This window comes from Streptomyces sp. P17, from assembly GCF_032436805.1.
GTDB lineage: Bacteria > Actinomycetota > Actinomycetes > Streptomycetales > Streptomycetaceae > Streptomyces.
Map to the genome: position 1 here is coordinate 43635 of NZ_JAVRBF010000019.1, position 20273 is coordinate 63907.

General features: G+C 69.8%; 14 protein-coding genes. 10 read left to right on the forward strand and 4 right to left on the reverse strand.

The features are described 5' to 3' along the window. Positions 1 to 84: 84 nt before the first annotated feature. The 3 genes from RMT89_RS14720 to RMT89_RS14730 all read right to left on the reverse strand — a co-directional run bounded on the left by RMT89_RS14720 (position 85) and on the right by RMT89_RS14730 (position 6447). Positions 85 to 3513 carry an AAA family ATPase gene (locus RMT89_RS14720; protein WP_315884196.1) on the reverse strand — a complete coding sequence of 1143 codons (3429 nt, stop codon included), beginning with the start codon at positions 3511 to 3513 and terminating at the stop codon, positions 85 to 87. A 100-nt stretch (positions 3514 to 3613) separates the two neighbouring features. Then, positions 3614 to 3982, reverse strand: a complete 369-nt coding sequence (locus RMT89_RS14725) for a hypothetical protein (RefSeq protein ID WP_269653452.1) — start codon at positions 3980 to 3982, stop codon at positions 3614 to 3616. Continuing rightward, positions 3982 to 6447, reverse strand: a complete 2466-nt coding sequence (locus RMT89_RS14730; protein WP_315884197.1) for an AAA family ATPase — start codon at positions 6445 to 6447, stop codon at positions 3982 to 3984. Before RMT89_RS14730 ends, RMT89_RS14725 begins: the two co-directional genes overlap by 1 nt. Before the next feature lie 344 nt (positions 6448 to 6791). Here RMT89_RS14730 and RMT89_RS14735 point away from each other — a divergent pair, with 344 nt between their 5' ends. From RMT89_RS14735 to RMT89_RS14750, 4 genes are all read left to right on the forward strand, one after another. Beyond that, a complete protein-coding gene (locus RMT89_RS14735; RefSeq protein WP_315884198.1) occupies positions 6792 to 9029 on the forward strand; it encodes an N-6 DNA methylase in 2238 nt (745 codons plus the stop codon). 89 nt (positions 9030 to 9118) lie between these two features. Continuing rightward, positions 9119 to 11128, forward strand: a complete 2010-nt coding sequence (locus RMT89_RS14740) for a class I SAM-dependent DNA methyltransferase (protein ID WP_315884199.1) — start codon at positions 9119 to 9121, stop codon at positions 11126 to 11128. Between the two features lie 56 nt (positions 11129 to 11184). After that, on the forward strand, positions 11185 to 12375 hold the full coding sequence (locus RMT89_RS14745; RefSeq protein ID WP_315884200.1) for a hypothetical protein: 1191 nt from the start codon (positions 11185 to 11187) through the stop codon (positions 12373 to 12375). A 2-nt stretch (positions 12376 to 12377) separates the two neighbouring features. Continuing rightward, positions 12378 to 15578, forward strand: a complete 3201-nt coding sequence (locus RMT89_RS14750) for a type I restriction endonuclease (RefSeq protein WP_315884201.1) — start codon at positions 12378 to 12380, stop codon at positions 15576 to 15578. A 36-nt stretch (positions 15579 to 15614) separates the two neighbouring features. Here the strand turns inward: RMT89_RS14750 and RMT89_RS14755 are convergent, their stop codons facing one another. Further along, entirely contained in the window at positions 15615 to 15878 is a 264-nt protein-coding gene (locus RMT89_RS14755) for a winged helix-turn-helix domain-containing protein (protein ID WP_315884202.1), read from the reverse strand. Positions 15879 to 16025: 147 nt separating this feature from the next. Here RMT89_RS14755 and RMT89_RS14760 point away from each other — a divergent pair, with 147 nt between their 5' ends. From RMT89_RS14760 to RMT89_RS14785, 6 genes are all read left to right on the forward strand, one after another. Then, on the forward strand, positions 16026 to 16340 hold the full coding sequence (locus RMT89_RS14760; RefSeq protein ID WP_315884203.1) for a hypothetical protein: 315 nt from the start codon (positions 16026 to 16028) through the stop codon (positions 16338 to 16340). Then, entirely contained in the window at positions 16337 to 16600 is a 264-nt protein-coding gene (locus RMT89_RS14765; protein ID WP_315884204.1) for a hypothetical protein, read from the forward strand. The genes RMT89_RS14760 and RMT89_RS14765 overlap by 4 nt, the downstream gene beginning before the upstream one ends. Before the next feature lie 285 nt (positions 16601 to 16885). Further along, positions 16886 to 17236, forward strand: coding sequence for a hypothetical protein (locus RMT89_RS14770; RefSeq protein ID WP_315884205.1), 351 nt, complete (start codon positions 16886 to 16888; stop codon positions 17234 to 17236). Continuing rightward, positions 17233 to 17484 carry a hypothetical protein gene (locus RMT89_RS14775; RefSeq protein WP_315884206.1) on the forward strand — a complete coding sequence of 84 codons (252 nt, stop codon included), beginning with the start codon at positions 17233 to 17235 and terminating at the stop codon, positions 17482 to 17484. Before RMT89_RS14770 ends, RMT89_RS14775 begins: the two co-directional genes overlap by 4 nt. 289 nt (positions 17485 to 17773) lie before the next feature. After that, complete coding sequence (locus RMT89_RS14780) at positions 17774 to 19360, forward strand: serine/threonine-protein kinase (protein ID WP_315884207.1); 1587 nt, start codon at positions 17774 to 17776, stop codon at positions 19358 to 19360. Between the two features lie 308 nt (positions 19361 to 19668). Beyond that, positions 19669 to 20235 (forward strand): Uma2 family endonuclease, encoded by a 567-nt coding sequence (locus RMT89_RS14785; RefSeq protein ID WP_315884208.1) that lies wholly within the window; start codon positions 19669 to 19671, stop codon positions 20233 to 20235. The last annotated feature ends 38 nt before the right edge of the window (positions 20236 to 20273 follow it).

Genomic DNA, 20273 nt, shown 5'->3' on the forward strand with positions numbered 1-20273 from the left:
CGGGCCATCAGGCTCTGGCTCCGCTTCAGGCACCCAAGGAGCGCACGAGCGCGCACGGAAGAACCGCGCTTCTGTCGAAAGTGGTTAGGCCTCTCCGGAGCCCAGGGCGGTTTCCGCGTCATGGCCGCCCCAACTGTCGAGGGTGCGCCACAGGACCTGAACCCCGAAGACACCGAGCACGGTGTCGGCCGACCAGTCCTCGGCGGGCGGTTCGGAGAGCACCAGGTAGAGGCGGTCGGCAGGAGCGGGCAGGGTGTGGTTGATCTCCAGGAGGCGGGTGGCTCCCGAGCGGAGGTCGGCGTAGGTGGAGCGGCCGGCACCGAGTACCTCGTAGAGGAAGTGGCCGTCTTCCGCGGTGCGGCTGACATCGATGACCGGGGAGTCGGTCGGCTGCAGGTCCGCCCAGAGCAGAGCCGCCTTGAGAGCATGGCGCACCGACTCGTGCCTCTTGCACGTGCGGTCGGCGGCCGCCGTGGTCTCCAGCGAGTGCAGAAGTCCCTTGGCGGGCGTGGCGGGCGCCGGCGTGGCGGGCATGCCTTCGGAGGTCACGGGCTCTGCTTCCTTCTGCTCGGACGGCTGTTGGACGGAGGCGGGCGCACTCTCGGTTTCCGGTTCGCCCGGGGCGGCCCGGCGGTGCTGGAGCGCCTCTCGGGCCGCGTTCAGGGCCTGAGCCCAGTCGGCGCGTGCCAGGTCCGACTGGAGGCGGTTCAGGTCCAGGTCGCCGTCCTTGAGCATGCGGTTGGTGTGCGCCGCCAGGTCGCGCAGGAGGCTGAGGCGATGCTTGTCCGGGGACCCGAGCACACGACGCACGTCCACCCAGTCCGCCTGGTCACGGCGGAGGACGCGGTTGGCCATGCCCTTGAGCTCGGACAGACGATCACGGGCGTTCTCCGGAATGGTTCCGTCACCGTTGGTCAGGTCGTCGAAAACGCCGAGCGCCGCCACATAGCGATCCGCCATGGTGGGGGAAATGGGCTGGCGGCCACGCTGGTCCGCGGTGAGCAGGCAGTGGTTCGTCTCGTGAGCGAACACCCAACAGTCCAGTACCGCGCCGGGACGCGGGGGCACCGAGCCGTGGCGGACGGTCAGGACCAGAGGGACGTCGATCGCGGGAGACAGGGCCTTGACCCTGTACCGGCCACCGGGTGCCCGGCCGGTCACGCGGACTCGGACGTCCGTACCGATGTCGGGGACGTCAGCGTCTGCCATGCCTGGTTCGCCATCGGCAGGTGCTGGTTCGGTACTGCTGCCGTCGGTGTTCGTGAGGGCCTCCGGGAGCGGAGATGTGTGCAGGACGGTCAGGCTCTGGGTGCTGCGGGTGAGCGCGACGTACAGCTGGCGCAGTCCGGCCGGGCCCCGGTCGGCGATGGTGGCGGGTTCGACGACGAGGACGTGGTCGTACTCCATGCCCTTGGCCTGGGCGGCGGCCAGCACGGACACCGCCTCGCGTCCCTGCTCGGTGATGCCCTCGGCCAGGTCCAGCTGGCGGCTGATCTCGTCGAGCCAGCCGGAGTCGTCGGGGACGATGACCGCCACGGAGCGCAGGGTGTGTCCGTCGCTGGTGCCGATGAGGCGGGTGGCTTGGGCCACGGTGTCGCCGAGGAGTTTCCACGGCTCGGTCGCGACCGTCCCTACGGCGTCCTCTCCCGCCGCACGCACGGCCTGCGGGTACGGCAGCGTGGGGGCGACGGTACGGGCCAGGGGGGCGACGGTACGGGCCAGGGGGGCGACGGTACGGGCCAGGGGGGCGACGAACTCCATGATTTCGGCGGGCACGCGGTAGCTGGTGTTCAGCTCGGCCACGCGCCAGTCGCCGTGGTCGGACAGGAGGGTGCCGAGGCGGTCCCAGTCGGTGTGCGTGTGGGGGCCGGTGGCCTGGGCGAGGTCGCCGAGGATGGTCATGGAGCCCTGCGCGGCGGAGCGCCGGCGCAGGGAGCGGGCCTGCATGGGTGTCAGGTCCTGTGCCTCGTCGACGACGATGTGCCCGTACCGCTGTGGGGTCTCCCCGGTGATGAGATACCGCAGTTCTTCGAGGCAGACCCGGTCGTCGAGCGTCCAGGGATCGGCGTCGGCCGTGTCGGCCCGAGGACGGCGCACAGCGGCCTGCTCTGAGGCGTCGAGAATGCCCTCGGCGCAGGTGCGCAGGAGGTCTTCGGAGTCGTAGAGGGTGCGGAGGGCTTCCCTGGCGCCGGGCGAAGGCCAGACACGTTCGATGAGGCGCTCGACCTGACGGTTGCGTTCCAGGTCGCGGCGGATCGTGTCGTCGTGGCTGCGGCGAGGGGCGACGGCGACGAGTTCCCGCAGCAGGCGGTCGACGAGCAGCCCGCGGAAGCGGTCACGGCGCTCACGGTAGGAGCCATCACCTTGGCGCACGTCTTCGAGGAGCGAAAGCATTTCGGAGCGCGGGACGCGCAGGGTCGTGCCGCCGACGGTGACGGTGAGCTCCGGCTTGGCCCCCTCGTAAGAAGCAGTGGTGGTGAACTCGTCGACGGCCTCGGGACGGCACTCGATCTCAACGCGCCGCCGCAGGACGGCCGCCATGCGTTCATCGGACTTCACCATCCGCGCCGTGGGGGTGTCGGTGCCGAGGATCTCGCCGTCCCACAGGCGCGCTACCTGCACGGCGTTGACGTTCCGGGTGCCGAGCGTGGGCAGCACCTGGCTCACGTACTCCAGGAACCGCTGATGGGGGCCGACGACGAGGACATCCTGGGCTTTGAAGTGCCCGTTGTTGACGAGCCAGGTCACGCGGTGCAGACCGACCGCCGACTTGCCGGTACCCGGGCCGCCCTGGATTACGAGGATGTCGGAGGGCGAACCGGTGACCAGGGCCATCTGGTCGCGGCGGATGGTCTCGACGATGTCCCGCATGCTGCCGCTGCGCGAGCGCTGAAGTTCGCGGAGAAGGAAGTCGTCGGGCTGCAGCGGCCCTTGGTGATGGAGACGGGCGACGTCGGCGGGCGTGAGGACGGGCCGCCGCGCCTTGTCAGGCCGCTGTGTGTCGGTGGTGGAGTCTGCCGCCGCGGACTGCGGATCGGCGTCGTCCGCGGTCGGCCGCGGCGCGGGGACGGTGACGGAGATGTCGTCGGCATAACCTTCGACGACGCGCTGCCTGCAGTGCAGCCGCCGCCGAAGGAGCACCTCCCCCGGAGCGTCCGGCAGCGCGTCGAGCCACTTCTTGGCAAGCTCGTTGGTCCACTCCACGACGACGGTATCGCGGGTCTGCACGTCGGAAACGGCACGCCGGCCGACGTACCAGGTATCGGGCTCCCCACCTGGGCCGTCCTGCACGTCCACGCGGCTGATGACCAGCGAAGCGTTGCCGAGACCTCCGTACGCCGCGGCCCGTTCCTCGGCCGCGAGACGGTTGGCGACGCTGTCCTTGCCACTCGCGGAGGCCGAGGCGACCGACCCCCCGGCCATTTCGGCCAGCCGCGCGGCATAGCAGTCGTAGGCGCGGTCCACCGCCTTCTGCTCGACGGCGATGATCTCGTTGCGCGTGGTGGTGCCCATGTCCATGTCCCCTCCCCTTGCAGCACCCCGGAGGACGCTGCGACGGGCATACGCCCGGCCCCGTCGAAATAACCATCAGAGACCTGCTGGTAACAAACAGTCAGATGGTCAACGTCCCGACCAGCTCGCCGACCTCCGTCCGCCAGGCGCGAACCTGGTCGTGGGTGGGGCCGATCTCGTACTGGTGGTAGTGGCATCCCAGGCAGAGGTGCGACCAGACGGCGTTGGTGCGGCGAGCGGTCTCCGCCGCGGTGTAGCAGTGGAGGCACAGCATCTTGGCCCGCATCGTGGTGTCGGCGAGCCCTGGCACCGCGGCGTCGAGCACGCGGTCGATGGAGAGCTCCAGGGCGGTCCGCAGAGCGAGGGAGGCTCCGCGGTGCCGGCCGGCGGCCGTGGCGCCCGTACGGGCGGCAAGCAGCTGATCTGCCGTCAGCAGGAGCTCCTCGACCGAGGTGGTGGGAGTGCTCATCACGCGGTCACCCCCGGCTTGCGCACCTTCTGCGCCATGATCTCGATGTCGTCCACGAAGCGGTGGGGGTCGGTGATCTGCGCTCCCATGGCGTGGGAGCCGTTCTGGCACTCCTTGAGGAGGTCCACCGCACGCGGTCCGCAAAGGGTGCGCAGTTCCCGGTAGACGTCGCCGGTCCGGCCGGCGTCGCCGAACAGGGCCAGTGCCGCGACCTTCATGAGCTTGTCGGCGCCGCCGACGGCGGCCTGCAGCTCGTCCTCGGGCGCGCCGGAGCGGTGATGCCGGATCCAGGCGGCTTCGAGGAAGGCGTTCTCCAGGGCGATACGGCACAGGCTGGGCAGCACGTGGGTCCGTGCCGCCGACGGCAGGTCACTGGTACTGGCGAGGGCCCGCGCGTCGTCGAGCGCCTGCCGTACCGGGTCGGTCACCGGCTTGACCTTCACCTTGGACGACTTGGCCCGCTCGACCTCGAACACCGTCACGGGCAGATCCTGGCTGGTGAACGCCCGCTGGAGCCGGGTGTCGTGGGTGAACACGACGACCTGCCGGTGCTCGCCGAGCTCGTGCAGGACCTGGGCGAGTCCGTTGACCTTGGCGGGGTCCATGGACTGCACGGGGTCATCGATGACGATGAAGCCGAACGGGCTGTCGGCGGTGGCGGCCCGAGGCAGGAACAGGGACAACGCGAGGGAGTGCTGCTCGCCCTGGCTCATGACGCTGAGAGCCGAGGCCTCCTGGCCGTCGACGGTGACATCCATGACGAGCTTGCGGACGGTGGCCTTCTCGCTGCCCTTCAGGCTCACGGCCTTGAGATCGATGTCGCTCTCCTGGCGGAGCCGCTCCCAGATGCGCTGCGACTGGTCGGCGAAGCCTTCCATGCGCTGTTCCCGCAACTCGGCGGCCAGCGCCTTGATCCAGGTGCTCGCCTTCCTGATGTCCCGCAGCCGGGGCTTGTTCGCCTCCACGGCACGGGCCCTCTCCGCCCAGCCCGCCAGGCGGGTGACGAGCCCGCGCCAGCGTTCGTCCCGCTTCTCCAGTTCCCTGACGGCGTTCTCCTTGACCGCGGCGCAGGCATCGGCCAGGGGCGCGGCGGCCTCGTGGGCGCGCTGGGCGAGCTCGCCGGGATCACTGATCGTCCGGCAGGCGGTCCAGGCGCGCCACGGGTCGGCCAGGGCTGTGGGGATCTGTCGGGGCGTGTGGACGAGGTCCTGCACGGCCCGCGCGGCCGACCGGAGTTCGCTGCGCGCGCCCGCTGCTGCCTCCGCCTCCTGCCGCAGTGCGGCGATCTGGGCGATGGCGTGCGCAGCCCATGCCGCGTCCAGCATCCCGTCGGTCCCGCACACGGGGCAGGAGGCAACATCAGGGTGACGGTCGTGGTGCGCCACAGCCCGTTCGAGGAGTTCCGCACGCCGCAGGGCGTCCTCGGTGCCGGTGCCGCGCAGGTCCTCGGCATCGGCGAGGGCATTGCGCAGGCGGTCCAGGGCCGCGTGGACCTGCGCCATGTCGGGTCCCTGCACGTCGGCCTCGGCGCGCAGCCGGGCGAGCAGGCCATCGTCCGTGTCGGTGGGCAGACCGGCGACCAGGGCTTCGACGGTCGCGAGGTCGGGGGTTCCCGCCGTGTCGACGGCGACGAGTGCCTGGACCGCGCGCTCGTCGTCCTCCAACTCGTACAGCGCCTCCTTGAGGCCCGGCAGCTCCGCCTTCGCCGCCTTGTCCGCGTCTTCGAGCGCCTTGGCCTCCTGGCGGAGCCGGCCGTCGGCGGCGCTGAGCTGCCCCAGGCCGAGGATGGTGGCGATGGCGTCGTACATCTCGGAGGGCTTGCCACTGATCATGCGGTCGAGATCGACGTACGACAGGAAGGGCCGGAAGTCCCGCAGGGCCTGCGTCCAGTCCGCGTGGTCGAGGGGGGCGCGGCCGTGTCCGGGGCGCCTGAGCTCGGCCCGGGAGGCGTCGAAGTCGTCGCCCTCCCAGGTGCGGGTGAGGGTGCTGCGGCCGGTGTCGCCCTCGATGGCGAGCTTGACCTCGATCTCCGGCCTGCCGTCGGTGTCGTGGAGGTTGCGCCAGTTGCTGCTGCGCAGCGCGTGCTGCCCCTGCCAGCGCATGTTCACGCCGGTGAAGGCTGTCTCGATGCCCTCGGCGATGCTGGACTTGCCGGAGCCGTTGCGACCCACGACCAGGTTCACACCGGGTCTGGGGCTGAGCTTGAGCCAGGCGCGCGGTCCGATGCCACGGAACCGGGCGACGGCGACGGACTCGAGGTAGATCCGGCCGACGGTGGACGTCCCCCGGGGCTCTCCGTCGCCCAGGGCCTCCTTCAGGAGCACCTTGACGGGCTCGGTGAGCGCCTCCTCCGCCAGGCGGGCCTCCACCAGACCGGCCACGGGCACGGGCTGGTCGGACGGGGCCGGACGGGCGGGGTCGGTGGGGTGGTGTGCGTTCTGCCGGGGCTGTTCCGTCACGGTCATGCGGGTTCCTCCCGTGTGTGCGGTGGGTGGCGACTGCGGTGCGGAATGGACGCGGAGTGGACGGCCCCGAGGTACGGCGTTGCGACGAAAAGGGACCGGGAGAGATCGGACGCGTGGCGCGGTACGGCGCCAGGACGCTTCACGGTGCGGTTGCGGAGTCACGGCGCATGCTTCCACTCGGAAGCGTGACCAGATAAGCACAGCCATGAAAGCACCGTCAAACAACTTGACGAACTTGACGGCTGTTGTAACGTGTTAACCGTCCCTACCCGACAGGCCCGAGAGGTGCGGAACTCCACGCCATGCCCCAGCAGCCACCAGCCCGACCGGCGCCCTCCGCACACGTGACAGCCGCCGAGATCTCCCGCATCGCGGGGGTCACGCGCGCCACCGTCAGCAACTGGCGCCGCCGCCACGACGACTTCCCGGCACCCAGCGCGGGCACGGAAACCAGCCCGCTCTACGACCTGCCGGCCGTCCAGGCATGGCTGCGGGGACGCGGGTACACCTCCACCGCCTCGCCGACCGAGGAACTGCGTACGGCGCTACGGCTGCTGGGGCCCGGCTCCGGGGTGGCCGCGCGACTGTTCCCGCTGGTGGCTGCCGCGTCCCGCCGTACGCCGGAGGAACTGGCCGAACTCGCCGCCCTGCCCGACGACCAGCTGATCGCCCAGGCGGACAAGACCGCGGAAGAGCTACCGGCCGCCGTGCCGGAAGCCGAGCCGGTCCGCTACGGCCCGGACGACGCGGGCGCGGTCCGCACCCTGCTGGGTTGCGTCCGAGAGGCGGGGGCCCAGGCCGCTCTCGACGTCCTCGCCGAACGCGAACTGGACGAGGGCGCCGCCAGCGGCGTCTACCAGACCCCGGAGGGTCTGGCCCGGCTCATGGCACGACTCCTGCCCGCGGGCGCGTCCCGCGTCCTCGACCCCGCCTGCGGCAGCGGCACGCTCCTCGCCGCCGCCGCACGGCAGGGCGCGCGGGAGCTGTTCGGGCAGGACTCTCTCCCCGTCCAGGGCCAACGCACCGCGGTCCGGCTGCTGATCGCCGCACCCGAGGCCGAGACGGCGATCCGCGTCGGCGACAGCCTGCGCGCCGACGCCTTCCCCGACGTCACCGTGGACGCCGTCCTGTGCAACCCGCCGTTCGCCGACCGCGACTGGGGTCACGACGAGCTGGCCTACGACCCGAGGTGGGCGTACGGGGTCCCGCCGCGCTTCGAGTCCGAACTGGCGTGGGTGCAGCACGCCCTCGCGCACCTGGAGCCCGGCGGCCACGCCGTCATGCTGCTGCCTCCCGCGCTCGCCTTCCGCTCCTCCGGCCGCCGCGTCCGCGCGGAACTAATCCGCGGCGGGGCCCTGCGCGCCGTCGTCTCCCTCCCGGCGCGGGCCGCGTATCCACTCCACATCGGCCTGCAGATCTGGGTGTTCCAACGCCCCGAGCCGGGCGGCACGGACCGTACGACGGTGCTGTTCGTCGACGGGGAGGGCGAGCAGCGGGACGGCGCCACGGGCACGCCGACCGCCACCGGTACGGCGACGGCGGGTGCCGGCTCCCGCGGCGGCTCGCGCTCCCGCCGGTCCGGCCCTTCCGCCTCCGCGGCCTCCGCCCCCACCTCTTCGGCCTCCGCCGCCACCTTCGACTGGGCGGGGCTGTCGGAGCGGGTCCTCGGCCAGTGGGCCGCGTTCACCACCGCCCCCGACACCTACGCCGACGAGCCCGGCGTCGCCCGCGCGGTGCCGCTCGTCGACCTCCTCGACGACGTCGTCGACGTCACCCCGGCCCGTCATGTCCGGGCGACCGCGGCCGACATCGACCCCGCGGCCCTGGCCCGGCGCGTCCACGACCTGCACGACCAACTGGCCGAGCAGGTCGCCGCCCTGGCATCCGCCTCCGCGTCCGGCGGCTGGCAGCCGTCCGGAGCCTCGGCCCGCGAGTGGCGTACGGCGACCGTCTCCGACCTGGCGCGCGGCGGCGCCCTGACCGTGCTGCGGGCGGCGCCGCCCGGCACCCGCGGCTCCAAGGGCTCCGCCGCCCCCACCGTGGACCGGCCGGTCCTCACCGCCCAGGACGTCTCCACCGGAAACCCCCCGTCCGGCGGGACCGTCGACTTCCACGCCGACGCCGCGCAGCCCGTCGCCGCCGGGGACGTCCTGGTACGCGCCGTCGGGGGCGGCGGCAACGAGTCCGCGATGACCCGGGTCGCGGACGACCGGGACGCCGGAGCCCTGCTCGGACAGCACATCCACCTCCTGCGCCCCGACCCGGCCCGCCTCGACGCGTGGTTCCTGGCCGGGTTCCTCGGCGCCGACGACAACATCGCCTCCGCGTCCACCGGCTCCACCCTCGTGCACGTCACACCGGGCCGCCTGCGCGTACCGCTGCTGCCGCTGGAGGCACAGCGGCGCTACGGGGAGGCGTTCCGCCGCGTGTACGAACTGCGCGCGGCCGTCCGCCGAACCGCCGACCTCGCCGCCGACACCGCGGCCACCCTGACAACCGGCCTCACCGCCGGCGTACTCCTGCCACCGGACACCCCGGGCAGCCCGGATGCGTCGGGCACCCCGGACAGCCGTTCTGTCTGAAACGCCCCACGCGTCCCACCGCGTACGACCACACTGATCCCTGCCGTCCCCCGCCCGGACGGCGCTCTTCGGAAGGAAGCCGGGACCTCTTGAACAGCAGCAAGCACACGGAGTTGGCGAACCACGCCTGGTCCGTCGCCGATCTCCTGCGCGGCGACTACAAGCAGTCCGACTACGGCAAGGTCATCCTGCCGTTCACGGTGCTGCGCCGCCTGGAGTGCGTCCTGGAGCCGACGCGCGACAAGGTCGTCGAGACCGTCGCCAGGTTCGCGGGCCAGGACATCGACACCGGCCACTTCCTGCGCAGGGCCTCGGGCCACTCCTTCTACAACAAGAGCGACCTCACGCTGCGGAAGATCGCGGCCGACCCGCAGAACGCGGCGAAGAACCTGCAGATCTACGTCGGCGCCTTCTCCGACAACGCCCGCGAGGTCCTCGACAAGTACGAGTTCAACCAGCAGATCAGGAAGCTCGACGGCGCGAACCTGCTCTACCAGGTCATCGGCAGGTTCACCGATCTCGACCTGCACCCCGACGTCGTGCCCAACCACAACATGGGTTACATCTTCGAGGAGTTGATCCGCCGGTTCGCCGAGCAGTCGAACGAGACCGCGGGTGAGCACTTCACCCCGCGCGAGGTCATCAAGCTGATGGTCAGCCTGCTGGTCGCGCCCGACGCGGACGCCCTCACCGTGCCAGGTGTCGTCCGCACGGTCATGGACCCGGCCTGCGGCACGGGCGGCATGCTCAGCGCCGCCGACGACCGCATCAAGGCCCTCAACCCGGACGCGACGGTCGAGGTCTACGGGCAGGAACTCAACCCCGAGTCCTGGGCGATCTGCCGGTCCGACCTCATGATCAAGGGCCAGGACCCGGAGAACATCCGCTTCGGCAACTCCTTCTCCGACGACGGCCACGCCCGCCGCAGGTTCGACTACCTCCTCGCCAACCCGCCGTTCGGCGTGGAGTGGAAAAAGGTCAAGGAGGAGGTCGAGTACGAGCACAAGTCGCTCGGCGACGCCGGCCGCTTCGGCGCGGGCCTGCCGCGCATCAATGACGGCTCGCTGCTGTTCCTCCAGCACATGATCTCGAAGATGAAGCCGGTGGACGTGAACGGCGGGGGCGGCTCCCGCATCGCCATCGTCTTCAACGGCTCCCCGCTGTTCACGGGCGCGGCCGAGTCGGGCGAGTCCAACATCCGCCGCTGGATCCTGGAGAACGACTGGCTGGAGGCGATCGTCGCCCTCCCGGACCAGCTCTTCTACAACACCGGCATCTCCACGTACTTCTGGATCCTGACGAACCGTAAGGACAAGGACCACAAAGGCAAGGTCGTCCTGCTGGACGCGCGCGACCAGCGGGTGAAGATGCGCAAGTCGCTGGGCGACAAGCGCAAGGAGCTCGGCGACGGGACGAACGGCCGCCCCGACCACATCGGCGACATCACGCGGCTGTACGCGGAGGCGCTGCAGGTCGCGGGCGACGGGGAGCACCCGCTGCACGGCAAGGTCAAGGTCTTCGCCAACGAGGACTTCGGCTACCAGCGCATCACCGTGGAGCGGCCGTTGAAGCTGCGGTTTGAGGTCACGGAGGAGACGTTGGCGGCGCTGGCGGAGGCCAAGCCGGTGGCGAAGCTGGAGCGGAGTGAGGAGTTCGTCGCGGCGGTCCGTACGCTGCTCGGCTCGTCCTGGGCGACCAAGTCCGACGCGTTCATCGCGCTCAAGGACGCGGTGGTCGCGGCCGGGCTTACGTGGCCGTCGGGGGCGCCGTTCGCGAAGGCGGTACGGGAGGCGGTGGGGGTACGGGACCCGGAGGGCGAGGTGCAGAGGGTCAAGGGTGCGGCGGAGCCGGATACGGACCTGCGGGACTACGAGAACGTTCCGCTCGGCGAGGATGTCGAGGAGTACCTCAAGCGGGAGGTGCTGCCGCACGTGCCGGACGCGTGGATCGACCACACGAAGACGAAGATCGGGTACGAGATCCCGTTCACGCGGCACTTCTACGTGTACAAGCCGCCGAGGCCGTTGGCGGAGATTGACGCGGAGTTGAAGTCGCTGGAGGCGGAGATTCAGGCGCTGTTGGGTGAGGTGACGGAATGACGTCTCTTTGGAGGACGCTTCCGCTGTGGTCTCTGGCCACAGTAGAGCGAAAAGTCATGGAACCGACCGACCTTGGTGATGAGGTCGTCCACTACAGCATTCCGTCGGTGGACGCGACAGGCACCGGGCAGATCGAAGATTCGGAGTCCATCAAATCCGCAAAGTTTCGCCTCAGCGGCGGCGAAGTGCTGATCAGCAAGCTGAACCCGCGCAAGAGCCGTGTGGTATCAGTGGCGGCATCGACCCTGCCGATCGTGTCATCGACAGAATTCGTCGGATTGCGTGCGGGTGACGCTCTGAATTCACGTTACCTCGCCTACCTGCTGCAATCCGACTTCGTTCGCCAGGAGTTGGATGCGCGCGTCCAGTCCGTCACGCGAAGTCACCAGCGAGTCGCCCCTGAAGACATCACACACCTCAACGTCGCCGTAGCCCCGCTGGCAGAGCAGCGCCGAATCGCCGACTTCCTCGACGCTGAGACTGCCCGCATCGACCAACTGGTGGGCCTGCAGGTGACCTTGAGGGCGAGACTCGATGAGCGTGATGACGCTCTGCGTGACAACCTGGTCAATGAGTTGGCTAAGACAGTTGGCGAGGTCCCGCTGCGTCGATTCACTACGCGGATTGAGCAGGGGACAAGCCCGCAGTGCGAGGCCGTTCCTCGGCAAGGCGATGACGAGTGGGGGGTCTTGAAGCTCAGCGCCGTCAAGGGCGGGCACTTCATTGCCTCCGAAAACAAGCGACTGCCAGAGGAAACTGAGGCGATTTCCGCCTATCAGGTGAGGCGAGGTGACCTTCTGGTAACGCGCGCCAACACACCAAGCCTGGTCGGTGATGTTGCAGTTATCGAAGGCGATCACCAGAAGCTGCTGCTTCCTGACTTGATCTATCGCGTTGGCCTTGTACCTGAGATGAACGCGGACTTCGTGGCACAGGTTGCACTGAGCGGTCGTGTACGTACGTTGATTGAATCTGTGGCGCGGGGATCCTCCCAGTCCATGGTGAAACTCCGTGGCGAAGACATCAAAACCTGGCCCGTGCCGATGGCTACGCAAACGCAGCAGGACGTTTTGGTGCAGGAGATCCGAAGCGGCATGCAGGGCACGGGCCGACTCCGTACCGCCGTCGCTCGCCAGCTCAGTCTGCTCGCCGAACGCCGCCAGTCCCTCATCACCGCCGCCGTAACCGGCCAGTTCGACGTCTCCACCGCCAGCGGCCGCAACGTAACAGACGGAGTGAGCGCGTAGCCATGAGTCCCATCCACACGGAGTCCGCCTTCGGAGACGCCATCGTTGCCGCCATGGTCGAGCGTGGCTGGCGCGAGGCGCGGCCGCAGGACTACCGGGCCGATCTCGCTCTGGACACCAACGAGTTGTTCACCTTCATCGGGGCGACCCAGCCCGATGAGTGGGACGACCTCGTCACCCATCAGTACGGCAGTGATCCGAACGAGGCTCAGCGTGGGTTCGCCAAGCGCCTCGACCAGGCCATCGCCACCAATGGGCTCCTAGACGTCCTCCGCAACGGCGTAAGAGTCCTCGGCACGCGCATCCGCGTCGCCTACTTCAAGCCGAACCTCGTCGCCCACGACTCCGTGCTCGACGGCTACCGGGCCAACCGCCTCACCGTCGTCCGCGAACTCGAGTACGCGACCAAGCAGGCCGACTATGGCAACCGGCTCGACCTCGCCCTCTTCCTCAACGGAATCCCCGTCGCCACGGCCGAGTTGAAGAACCCGCTGACCAAACAGGGCGTGGAGCAGGCCAAGGAGCAGTACCGCACCGACCGCGACCCCACCGAGCTGATCTTCACGCGTCGCGTCGTCGCGAACTTCGCCGTCGACCCGGACCTGGTCTTCGTCGCCACCCAGCTCAAGGGCAAGAACACCCGCTTCCTCCCGTTCAACACCGGCTCCAACGGCCCCGGCCAGCCGGGCGGAGCAGGCAACCCGGCCCCCACCGCCTACGGCACGTACGCGACCTCCTACCTCTGGGAGCAGGTCTGGCAGCCGGACAACTGGCTGGACCTGCTCCAGAGGTTCGTGCACCTGCAGAAAACCAAGACGCCCGGCGGTGGCAGCACCAAGACGATGGTCTTCCCCCGGTTCCAGCAGTGGGACGCGGTCAAGAAGCTCACCGCGCACGCCGCCACGCACGGCGCGGGCCACGACTACCTGGTCATGGCCTCGGCCGGCTCGGGCAAGTCGAACACCATTGGCTGGCTCGCCCACCGCCTCAGCGACCTGCACACCCCCACCGACCCGCGCGAACTCGACCCCGAGGCCATCGCCAAGGGCCTCAAGCCGGGCGTGCCGGTCTTCGACAAGGTCATCGTCATCACCGACCGCCGCAACCTGGACGCCCAACTCCGGGAAACGGTGGGCAACTTCGAGCAGACCGCAGGCCTCGTCGTGAAGATCGACGAGAAGCACGGGGCGAAGGGCGAGCAGCTCGCCAAGGCCCTCGCCCGCGACACCGGGAAGATCGTCACCGTCACCCTGCACTCGTTCCCTGCGCTGATCTCCTACATCGAGCGCAACCCCACCGAGATCCGGGGCAGCCACTTCGCGATCATCGTGGACGAGGCGCACTCCTCGCAGTCCGGCGACGCTGCCAAGGACGTACGGGCCGCTCTGCGCGACCTCGGCCTGGACTCCGACTCGGACGACGCGGGCGCGACCACGGTCAAGGCCGAGGCCGCCACCCTCGACGAGCAGCTCAAGAAGCGGGCCGAGCAGCGTTCCCGCGCCGCGAACCTCTCGTACTTCGCGTTCACCGCAACACCGAAGGCCAAGACCCTCGAACTCTTCGGCACGCTCCAGGACATCGACGGCAAGGCGGCTTACCGGCCCTTCCACACGTACTCCATGCGCCAGGCGATCGAGGAGGGCTTCATCCTCGACCCGCTGCGCAACTACGTCACATACAACACGTACTGGAAGCTGGTGAACCAGAACCCCGACGAGCGGGAGGTCGACCCGTCGAAGGCGAACAGCCTGCTCGCCCGGTACGCGCTGACCCATGACTCGACGGTCGCCCAGCACGCCCAGGTGATCGTGGAGCACTTCGTGGCGCACAGCAGGGGCCGTCTCGGCGGGCGGGCCAAGTCGATGGTGGTGACGGCGTCGCGGCAGTCCGCCGTACAGATGGCGCGCGCCATCAAGAGCTACATCAAGGACCGGGACTACGACGCCAAGTACCCCGACCTCGGCGTCCTCGTCGCCTTCTCCGGATCACTCACCATCGACGGCGAGGAGACCACCGAGCCGAAGGAGAACGGCGGGCTGTCGGAGAGCGCGCTGCCGAAGGCGTTCGCGTACACGCGTGCCGACGACAAGGCCGCCCGAGCCGGTGGTCCGGGCCAGCGCGAGTACAAGATCCTGGTCGTGGCGGAGAAGTACCAGACCGGCTTCGACCAGCCGCTCCTCACGACGATGTACGTCAACAAGACGCTGACCGGCATCTCCGCCGTCCAGACCCTGTCCCGGCTGAACCGCACCGCCGAGCGCAAGACGCAGGCGGACCTGGCGGTCCTCGACTTCGTCAACGACGCCGAGGACATACAGGAGTCCTTCCGCCCGTACTTCGAGGAGGCGAACACCCTCCCCTCCGACCCCAACCTGCTCTACACCGCGCAGAGCCGGGTCATGCAGGCGGCGATGCTGTCCGGGCAGGAGATGGACGAGTTCGCCGCCGCGTACTTCGCCGCCAAGGAGAAGGCTGCGGGCTCACAGTCCAAGTGGGAGAAGCTGCACGCCGAGTTGTACCGGCTGCTCTCCCCCGCCGTCGCCCGCTTCACCGCTCTGCTCGAAAGCGAGGACGAGGACGACCAGGAGACGGCGGAGGGCTTCCGCGCCGACCTCAACGACTACGTCAGGAAGTACGGCTTCCTCGCGCAGATCGTCCCCTACCGGGACGCCGAGCTGGAACGGCTGCACCTCTACGGCCGCTACCTCCTCAACCGGCTGCCGCGCCGCGCGGACGGCGGCGTGGACATAGGCGAGGTCGACCTCAGTCATCTGCGGGTGGAGAAGACCGGCGAGTACGACGTCTCCCTCACCCCCGAGGGGCCGGCGACGATGCCGGGCTTCGGCGACGGCTCAGGCGGCGCGAAGGAGGCGGAGAAGTCGCTGCTCTCCGAGTTGATCGAGAAGTTCAACGAACGGTTCGGCACCGAGTTCACCGAGCAGGACGTCATCCGCCCGTTCGAGGAGGCCAAGGCCGACCCGAAGGTGCGGGCGGCGGCAGTCGTCAACGACGAGGAGAACTTCGGCCTCGTCTTCGACAACGTCTTCGCGGACAAGATGGCCGACCACATCGACACCATCGCGGGCATGGGCCGCCAGTACTTCGGCCCCGACAAAGGCTTCAAGTCCAGCCTGGACCGCAGCGCCCGCAAGGCGGCCTGGCGGATGATCCGCCGCGAGGAGGGGCTGGACGACGACGTCTGATGCGTACGCCCTGGCTTGAGGGAGACGCGGCTTCGGCTATGCGGAGGGGGCGGGGGTTTCGGAGGACGGCGGCAGGGGGTCGGCGACGAAAGTCCCCAGCCCGACCTCGCCCCGCGTCCACCCCTGCTCCCGCACATGTCGCATCGCCTTCGCCGCCGTCGCATTCACTACGCCGAACTCCTGGGCGATTTCCAGAGTGGAGGGCACGCGGCTTCCCGGCGGATAAGTGCCGTTCTCGATGCGCCGGATGATCTCTGCTGCGATCTGCCGCCACAGGGGGCGTGTGCGGTCAAGCTCCATGGCATCAGCGTGGGTGACCACGGCATTCCGCGCATCCGTGGTTATCTGCGGTTATCCGCGCTACCGTAGTTCGCAACACAGAGCGGCCCCGACGGGAAGCGGCTACTTCCCTACCGGGGCCTCAGCCGACTGATTGGGAGTCGACCTATGCGCAGCCTACTGGCCGCGATTCTGGCCCTGTTCCTGCCCGCCCGTGGTGCCCATCGCGCCGCAGCGCCGCCGTCACTGCCCCCCATCTCCTGTCCGCCCGCTCCGGAACCCCCGCCCGTGATCACGTGTCCGCACCCGGCGGACGTCATCACCGCCGACGGCATGCCCCTGGTCCGGCCGTACGTCGTCGAATGGGAACGCGAGCGGGACGAACATGACCGGCGCCGCCTCCAGCGCGAGCGGCGCCGGGCGGCGGTCCTGGCGACGCTGGGGCAGGACTACGTTCCGGTTCCGTGGGAGGCCGCCGCATGAGCACGAGTACGCCGCGTCTGCGCAGTCTCGGCCTCGACCCGGCCACCGGCAAGGAGGCCCTGGCGGTCACGCACCCCGGCGGCCGTCTTGAGGAGCTGGCCGACGCGCACGCGCTGAAGGCCGCCGCCGTCCTGGTGACGGTCGTCGGCGCAGTGCTGGAGGTGGGGAAGGCGTCGGACGCCGAACTCGCCGCCTTCGTAACGCCGTTGCACGCCGCGCTCGAAGAATGCGTCGGCATCATGGCGGCGGACAAGGAGTGACGGCGTAGCGGCAAGTCGGCCGCAGGGCCGGTGGTGCCCTCTGCTCTCCCCCGCCGTCGCCCGCTCCACCGCGCTGCTCGAAAGCGAGGACGAGGACGGCCAGGAGACGGCGGAGGGCCTTCCGCGCCGACCTCAACGACTACGTCAGGAAGTACGGCTTCCTCGCGCAGATCGTCCCCTACGGCGGCCTGGCGGATGATCCGCCGCGAGGAGGGTCTGGACGACGACATCTGATGCGTGTGCCCCGGCTGGATATGCTGGCCGGGGCATCCCTTGGAGGACATCGTGAGCACACAGCCCGGCCACGACACAGAGCTGATCCCACGCCCCGCGCGGACCCCCGAGGCCCTCCGGGCCGCCCTTGCCGCCATCGCGCCGGAGCGACTGCCGGAAATGGACGCCGATCAGCGCAAGGCCGTCGCCGCCGCCATCGAGCAGAGCAGCATCAAGCCCCTCCAGCTCTTCATGATCGCGTGGGCCGCCAACATCGAAATCGAGCGGTTTCCCGAGGCGGCGCGTGAGCTGCGCCGCGCCGAGTACATGGCCAACGCCGCCGAGACTCTTGAAGAAAGCCGCCGCTACGTAAGGATCTCCGGCGACATCATCCGCGCCGCGTACAAGGCGGTGTCCGAGTGACCTGGAGATGGGAGTACGACCCTAGCGAGGAGTACGTGGCCGGCGGAGCTCCGCCGGCCTTCATCGCCGAGGTCGAGAAGAAAGCCGACGAGCTGATCCGCGCCGCTGAAGCTCTCTACCTCGACGGCACGAGGTACGAAGGCATGGGGCCGAAGAGCGAAACCGTGGATGTCCTCGGAGGCATGTTCGTCTTCCTGATCGTCCCCCGGTTTGAGCGCGGCTACGTCCTCCAGGTCACCTGGATCTGACCCCAGCAGGCGGCCCCCGGCTCTTCGGAGAGGGGGCGTTTTTCTGTCTCGGCTGACCGTGCAAGACGTGAGGGCCCAGCCGCCCGCGCGACTGGGCCCAACGGCGGTGGTGAAGGTACGGCTCAGACGGTCCGGTCGGCGGGATGCCGGCCGGCCGCCGCACCCTCCTGCCCGTCGTCCACCGCCGGGCCCATGTCCATGGCGCACGGCGAACCCTGGACGGCATCCTGACGCAGCGGTCACACTTGACCCCTGACCGTGACTGTTCATCACGCACACCGGGGGCAAGGTGCCGCAGGAGGCGATCTCCGACCGTTACGAACTCCTGGAGGAGCTGAGCCACGGCGGCATGGGCGACGTGTGGCGCGGCTACGACGCCGTGCTCGACCGGCCCGTCGCCGTGAAGCTCATCCGGCAGGCGTCGGTCACCTCCCCGCAGCTGGCCGAGGAGTTCGCCAAGCGCTTCCGTCGCGAGGCCCGCATCACCGCGCGCATCCAGCACCCCGGTGTGCCGCAGGTGTACGACGCGGTGCTCGACGCGTCGTACGAGCGGCTGTTCCTGGTGATGGAGCTCGTCGACGGCGTGCCGCTGTCCGCCTACCTCGACCCCGGCCGGCCGCTGCCGGTCAGCTGGGCCGCCGCCGTCGCCGCGCAGGTCGCGACCGTACTGTCGTACGCGCACGACGTGCCGGTGATCCACCGGGACCTCAAGCCGGGCAACATCCTCGTCGCACGCGACGGCACCGTGAAGGTCCTCGACTTCGGCATCGCGGCGATGCTGCGGACCGATGTCACCAAGCTGACCGCCACCGGCAGCCCCATCGGCACCCACCAGTACATGTCGCCCGAGCAGGTCCGCGGCGGACGCATCACCCCGCAGACCGACCTGTACGCGCTCGGCTGTGTGCTGCACGAACTCCTCAGCGGGCGGCTCGTGTTCGAGGCGGAGAGCGAGTACCTGCTGATGTACCAGCACGTCAACGCCGCCCCCACCCCGCTGCGACAGCTGCGGCCCGACGTCCCCGAGGCGCTGGAGGAGCTGGTCCTGCACCTGCTGCGCAAGGCCCCCGAGGCGCGGCCCGCCGACACGCAGGAGGTGTACGCGCGGCTGCTGCCGTTCCTCCCGCCGCCAGGCCGGGAGCCCCGCACGGCGGATACGGGGCCAGCGGGCGCGCCCGACCCCACGGACGTGTTCCGTCACCCCTTCGCGCCCCGCGCCCGCGCCCAGGCCCCGGCACCCGGCGGTCCGGCGCCGACGGCCGTCCTCCCGGGGGCCCCGCCGGCGCCCGTCCCCGCCCGGCTGCGCGAGGACATCAAGGAGGCGTACGCGCATTCCGACGCCCTGCTGGAGGAGGAGCGGTTCGCGCAGGCCGCCGAGGTGCTCGGCGAGGTCATCGAACCCGCCGCCCTCGCCCTCGGCTCCGAGAGCAAGCAGGTCCTGGCGCTGCGCCGCCAGCGGGCGGCGATCCGCCTCCTCGGCGGCGACTACCGGGCCGCCCTGCCCGAGTTCGACGCCCTCGCCGACGCCTACGCCCGTATCGCCGGGCCGACCGGCGAGCAGGCCCGCGCCTGCCGCGCCCAGGCGGCCCGGTGCCGCGCCGAGCTCGGCCAGGTCACCGACGCGCTGGCCGCGCTCCAGGGTGTGCTGAACGTCGTGCGGGCCGTCGACAGCGACGTGAGCGAGGAAGCCGTGGAGCTGCGGCACAACATCGGGATGCTGCTGCTCGCCCAGGGCCGGACCGCCGAGGCGCGGCAGGTCCTCGAACCTCTCCACCAGGACATGTGCATGGTGTTCGGCCCGGAGGACGAGTTGACCGTCGAGATCGCCGAGGCGCTCGCCGTGATCCGCCTCGACCTCGACGGTCCGGCTTCCTGACCCGCGCTTCCTCCAGAAGCAGCTTCGCCACAACCATGCTGCTCTGCGGCCGAGGGTCTCGCGACGGTCACGTCGTCGGGTGGTTCAGCGCTCACCGGTGTGGCCGTCAGGCCAGTGGTGCCGCCGGCCGTGTTCCGATCCTCTGTCGACGAGTCCACCGCGCCGGTTTCCCCCTTGTCGTGGGCCTGCTGGTCGGATGTCGGCCGACGGGAGGGAGCGTGAGCGAGATCGGCGTGCCGGAAGGACGGCTGACAGTACGCTGAATCCAGCGGGGTCGGGCCCGCAGCACAGTGTCCGGGAGGTGCTTCATGACGGCCGAGATGGTGGCCCCGGCGTGGATGCATGAGCAGATCACGGCGGAGGAGTACGACTCCTGGTCCGAGGAGCAGTGCGCCGGCATCGAGATCGTGGACGGGATGGTCGTCGTGAGTCCGAGCGCGTCCAAGCGGCACAACCGGCTCGCTCGGATTCTGGCGAACGCCCTGGATGCCGCCGCGGGCCCGGAGTGGAACGCCGACACCGACTTCGACGTCCGGCTTCAGGACGTCCCGCTCACCAATCGCCGCCCGGACGTCGTCGTGTACCGCGCGGACACGATCGACATCACTCCCACCCGCCCTGAGCATGTGCTGCTGGTCGCGGAGGTGGTGTCGCCAGGCTCGGAGACCACCGACCGGATCGTGAAGGTCGACCAGTACGCCAAGGCAGGCATTGCCTTCTACTGGCGGATCGAGCAGGCCGTGACAGGTGTCCCTCTCGTGTACACCTATGTTCTCGACCCCGCGACGAAGACCTACCGGGACGGAGACGTGTTCACCGGCGTCCTCAAGGTAGCGGCTCCCTTCCCCGTGGAGATCGACCTCGGCCAGATCTGACCCACGCACTGCTCAGCAGCCAGCAGCGCGTGAGCGAT

Excerpts from the sequence above, each read along its gene's own strand:
- RMT89_RS14720 (WP_315884196.1), bottom strand. The coding sequence starts at position 3,513 with ATGGGCACCACCACGCGCAACGAGATCATCGCCGTCGAGCAGAAGGCG.
- RMT89_RS14725 (WP_269653452.1), bottom strand. The coding sequence starts at position 3,982 with ATGAGCACTCCCACCACCTCGGTCGAGGAGCTCCTGCTGACGGCAGAT.
- RMT89_RS14730 (WP_315884197.1), bottom strand. The coding sequence starts at position 6,447 with ATGACCGTGACGGAACAGCCCCGGCAGAACGCACACCACCCCACCGAC.
- RMT89_RS14745 (WP_315884200.1), top strand. The coding sequence starts at position 11,185 with ATGGAACCGACCGACCTTGGTGATGAGGTCGTCCACTACAGCATTCCG.
- RMT89_RS14750 (WP_315884201.1), top strand. The coding sequence starts at position 12,378 with ATGAGTCCCATCCACACGGAGTCCGCCTTCGGAGACGCCATCGTTGCC.
- RMT89_RS14755 (WP_315884202.1), bottom strand. The coding sequence starts at position 15,878 with ATGGAGCTTGACCGCACACGCCCCCTGTGGCGGCAGATCGCAGCAGAG.
- RMT89_RS14760 (WP_315884203.1), top strand. The coding sequence starts at position 16,026 with ATGCGCAGCCTACTGGCCGCGATTCTGGCCCTGTTCCTGCCCGCCCGT.
- RMT89_RS14765 (WP_315884204.1), top strand. The coding sequence starts at position 16,337 with ATGAGCACGAGTACGCCGCGTCTGCGCAGTCTCGGCCTCGACCCGGCC.
- RMT89_RS14785 (WP_315884208.1), top strand. The coding sequence starts at position 19,669 with ATGACGGCCGAGATGGTGGCCCCGGCGTGGATGCATGAGCAGATCACG.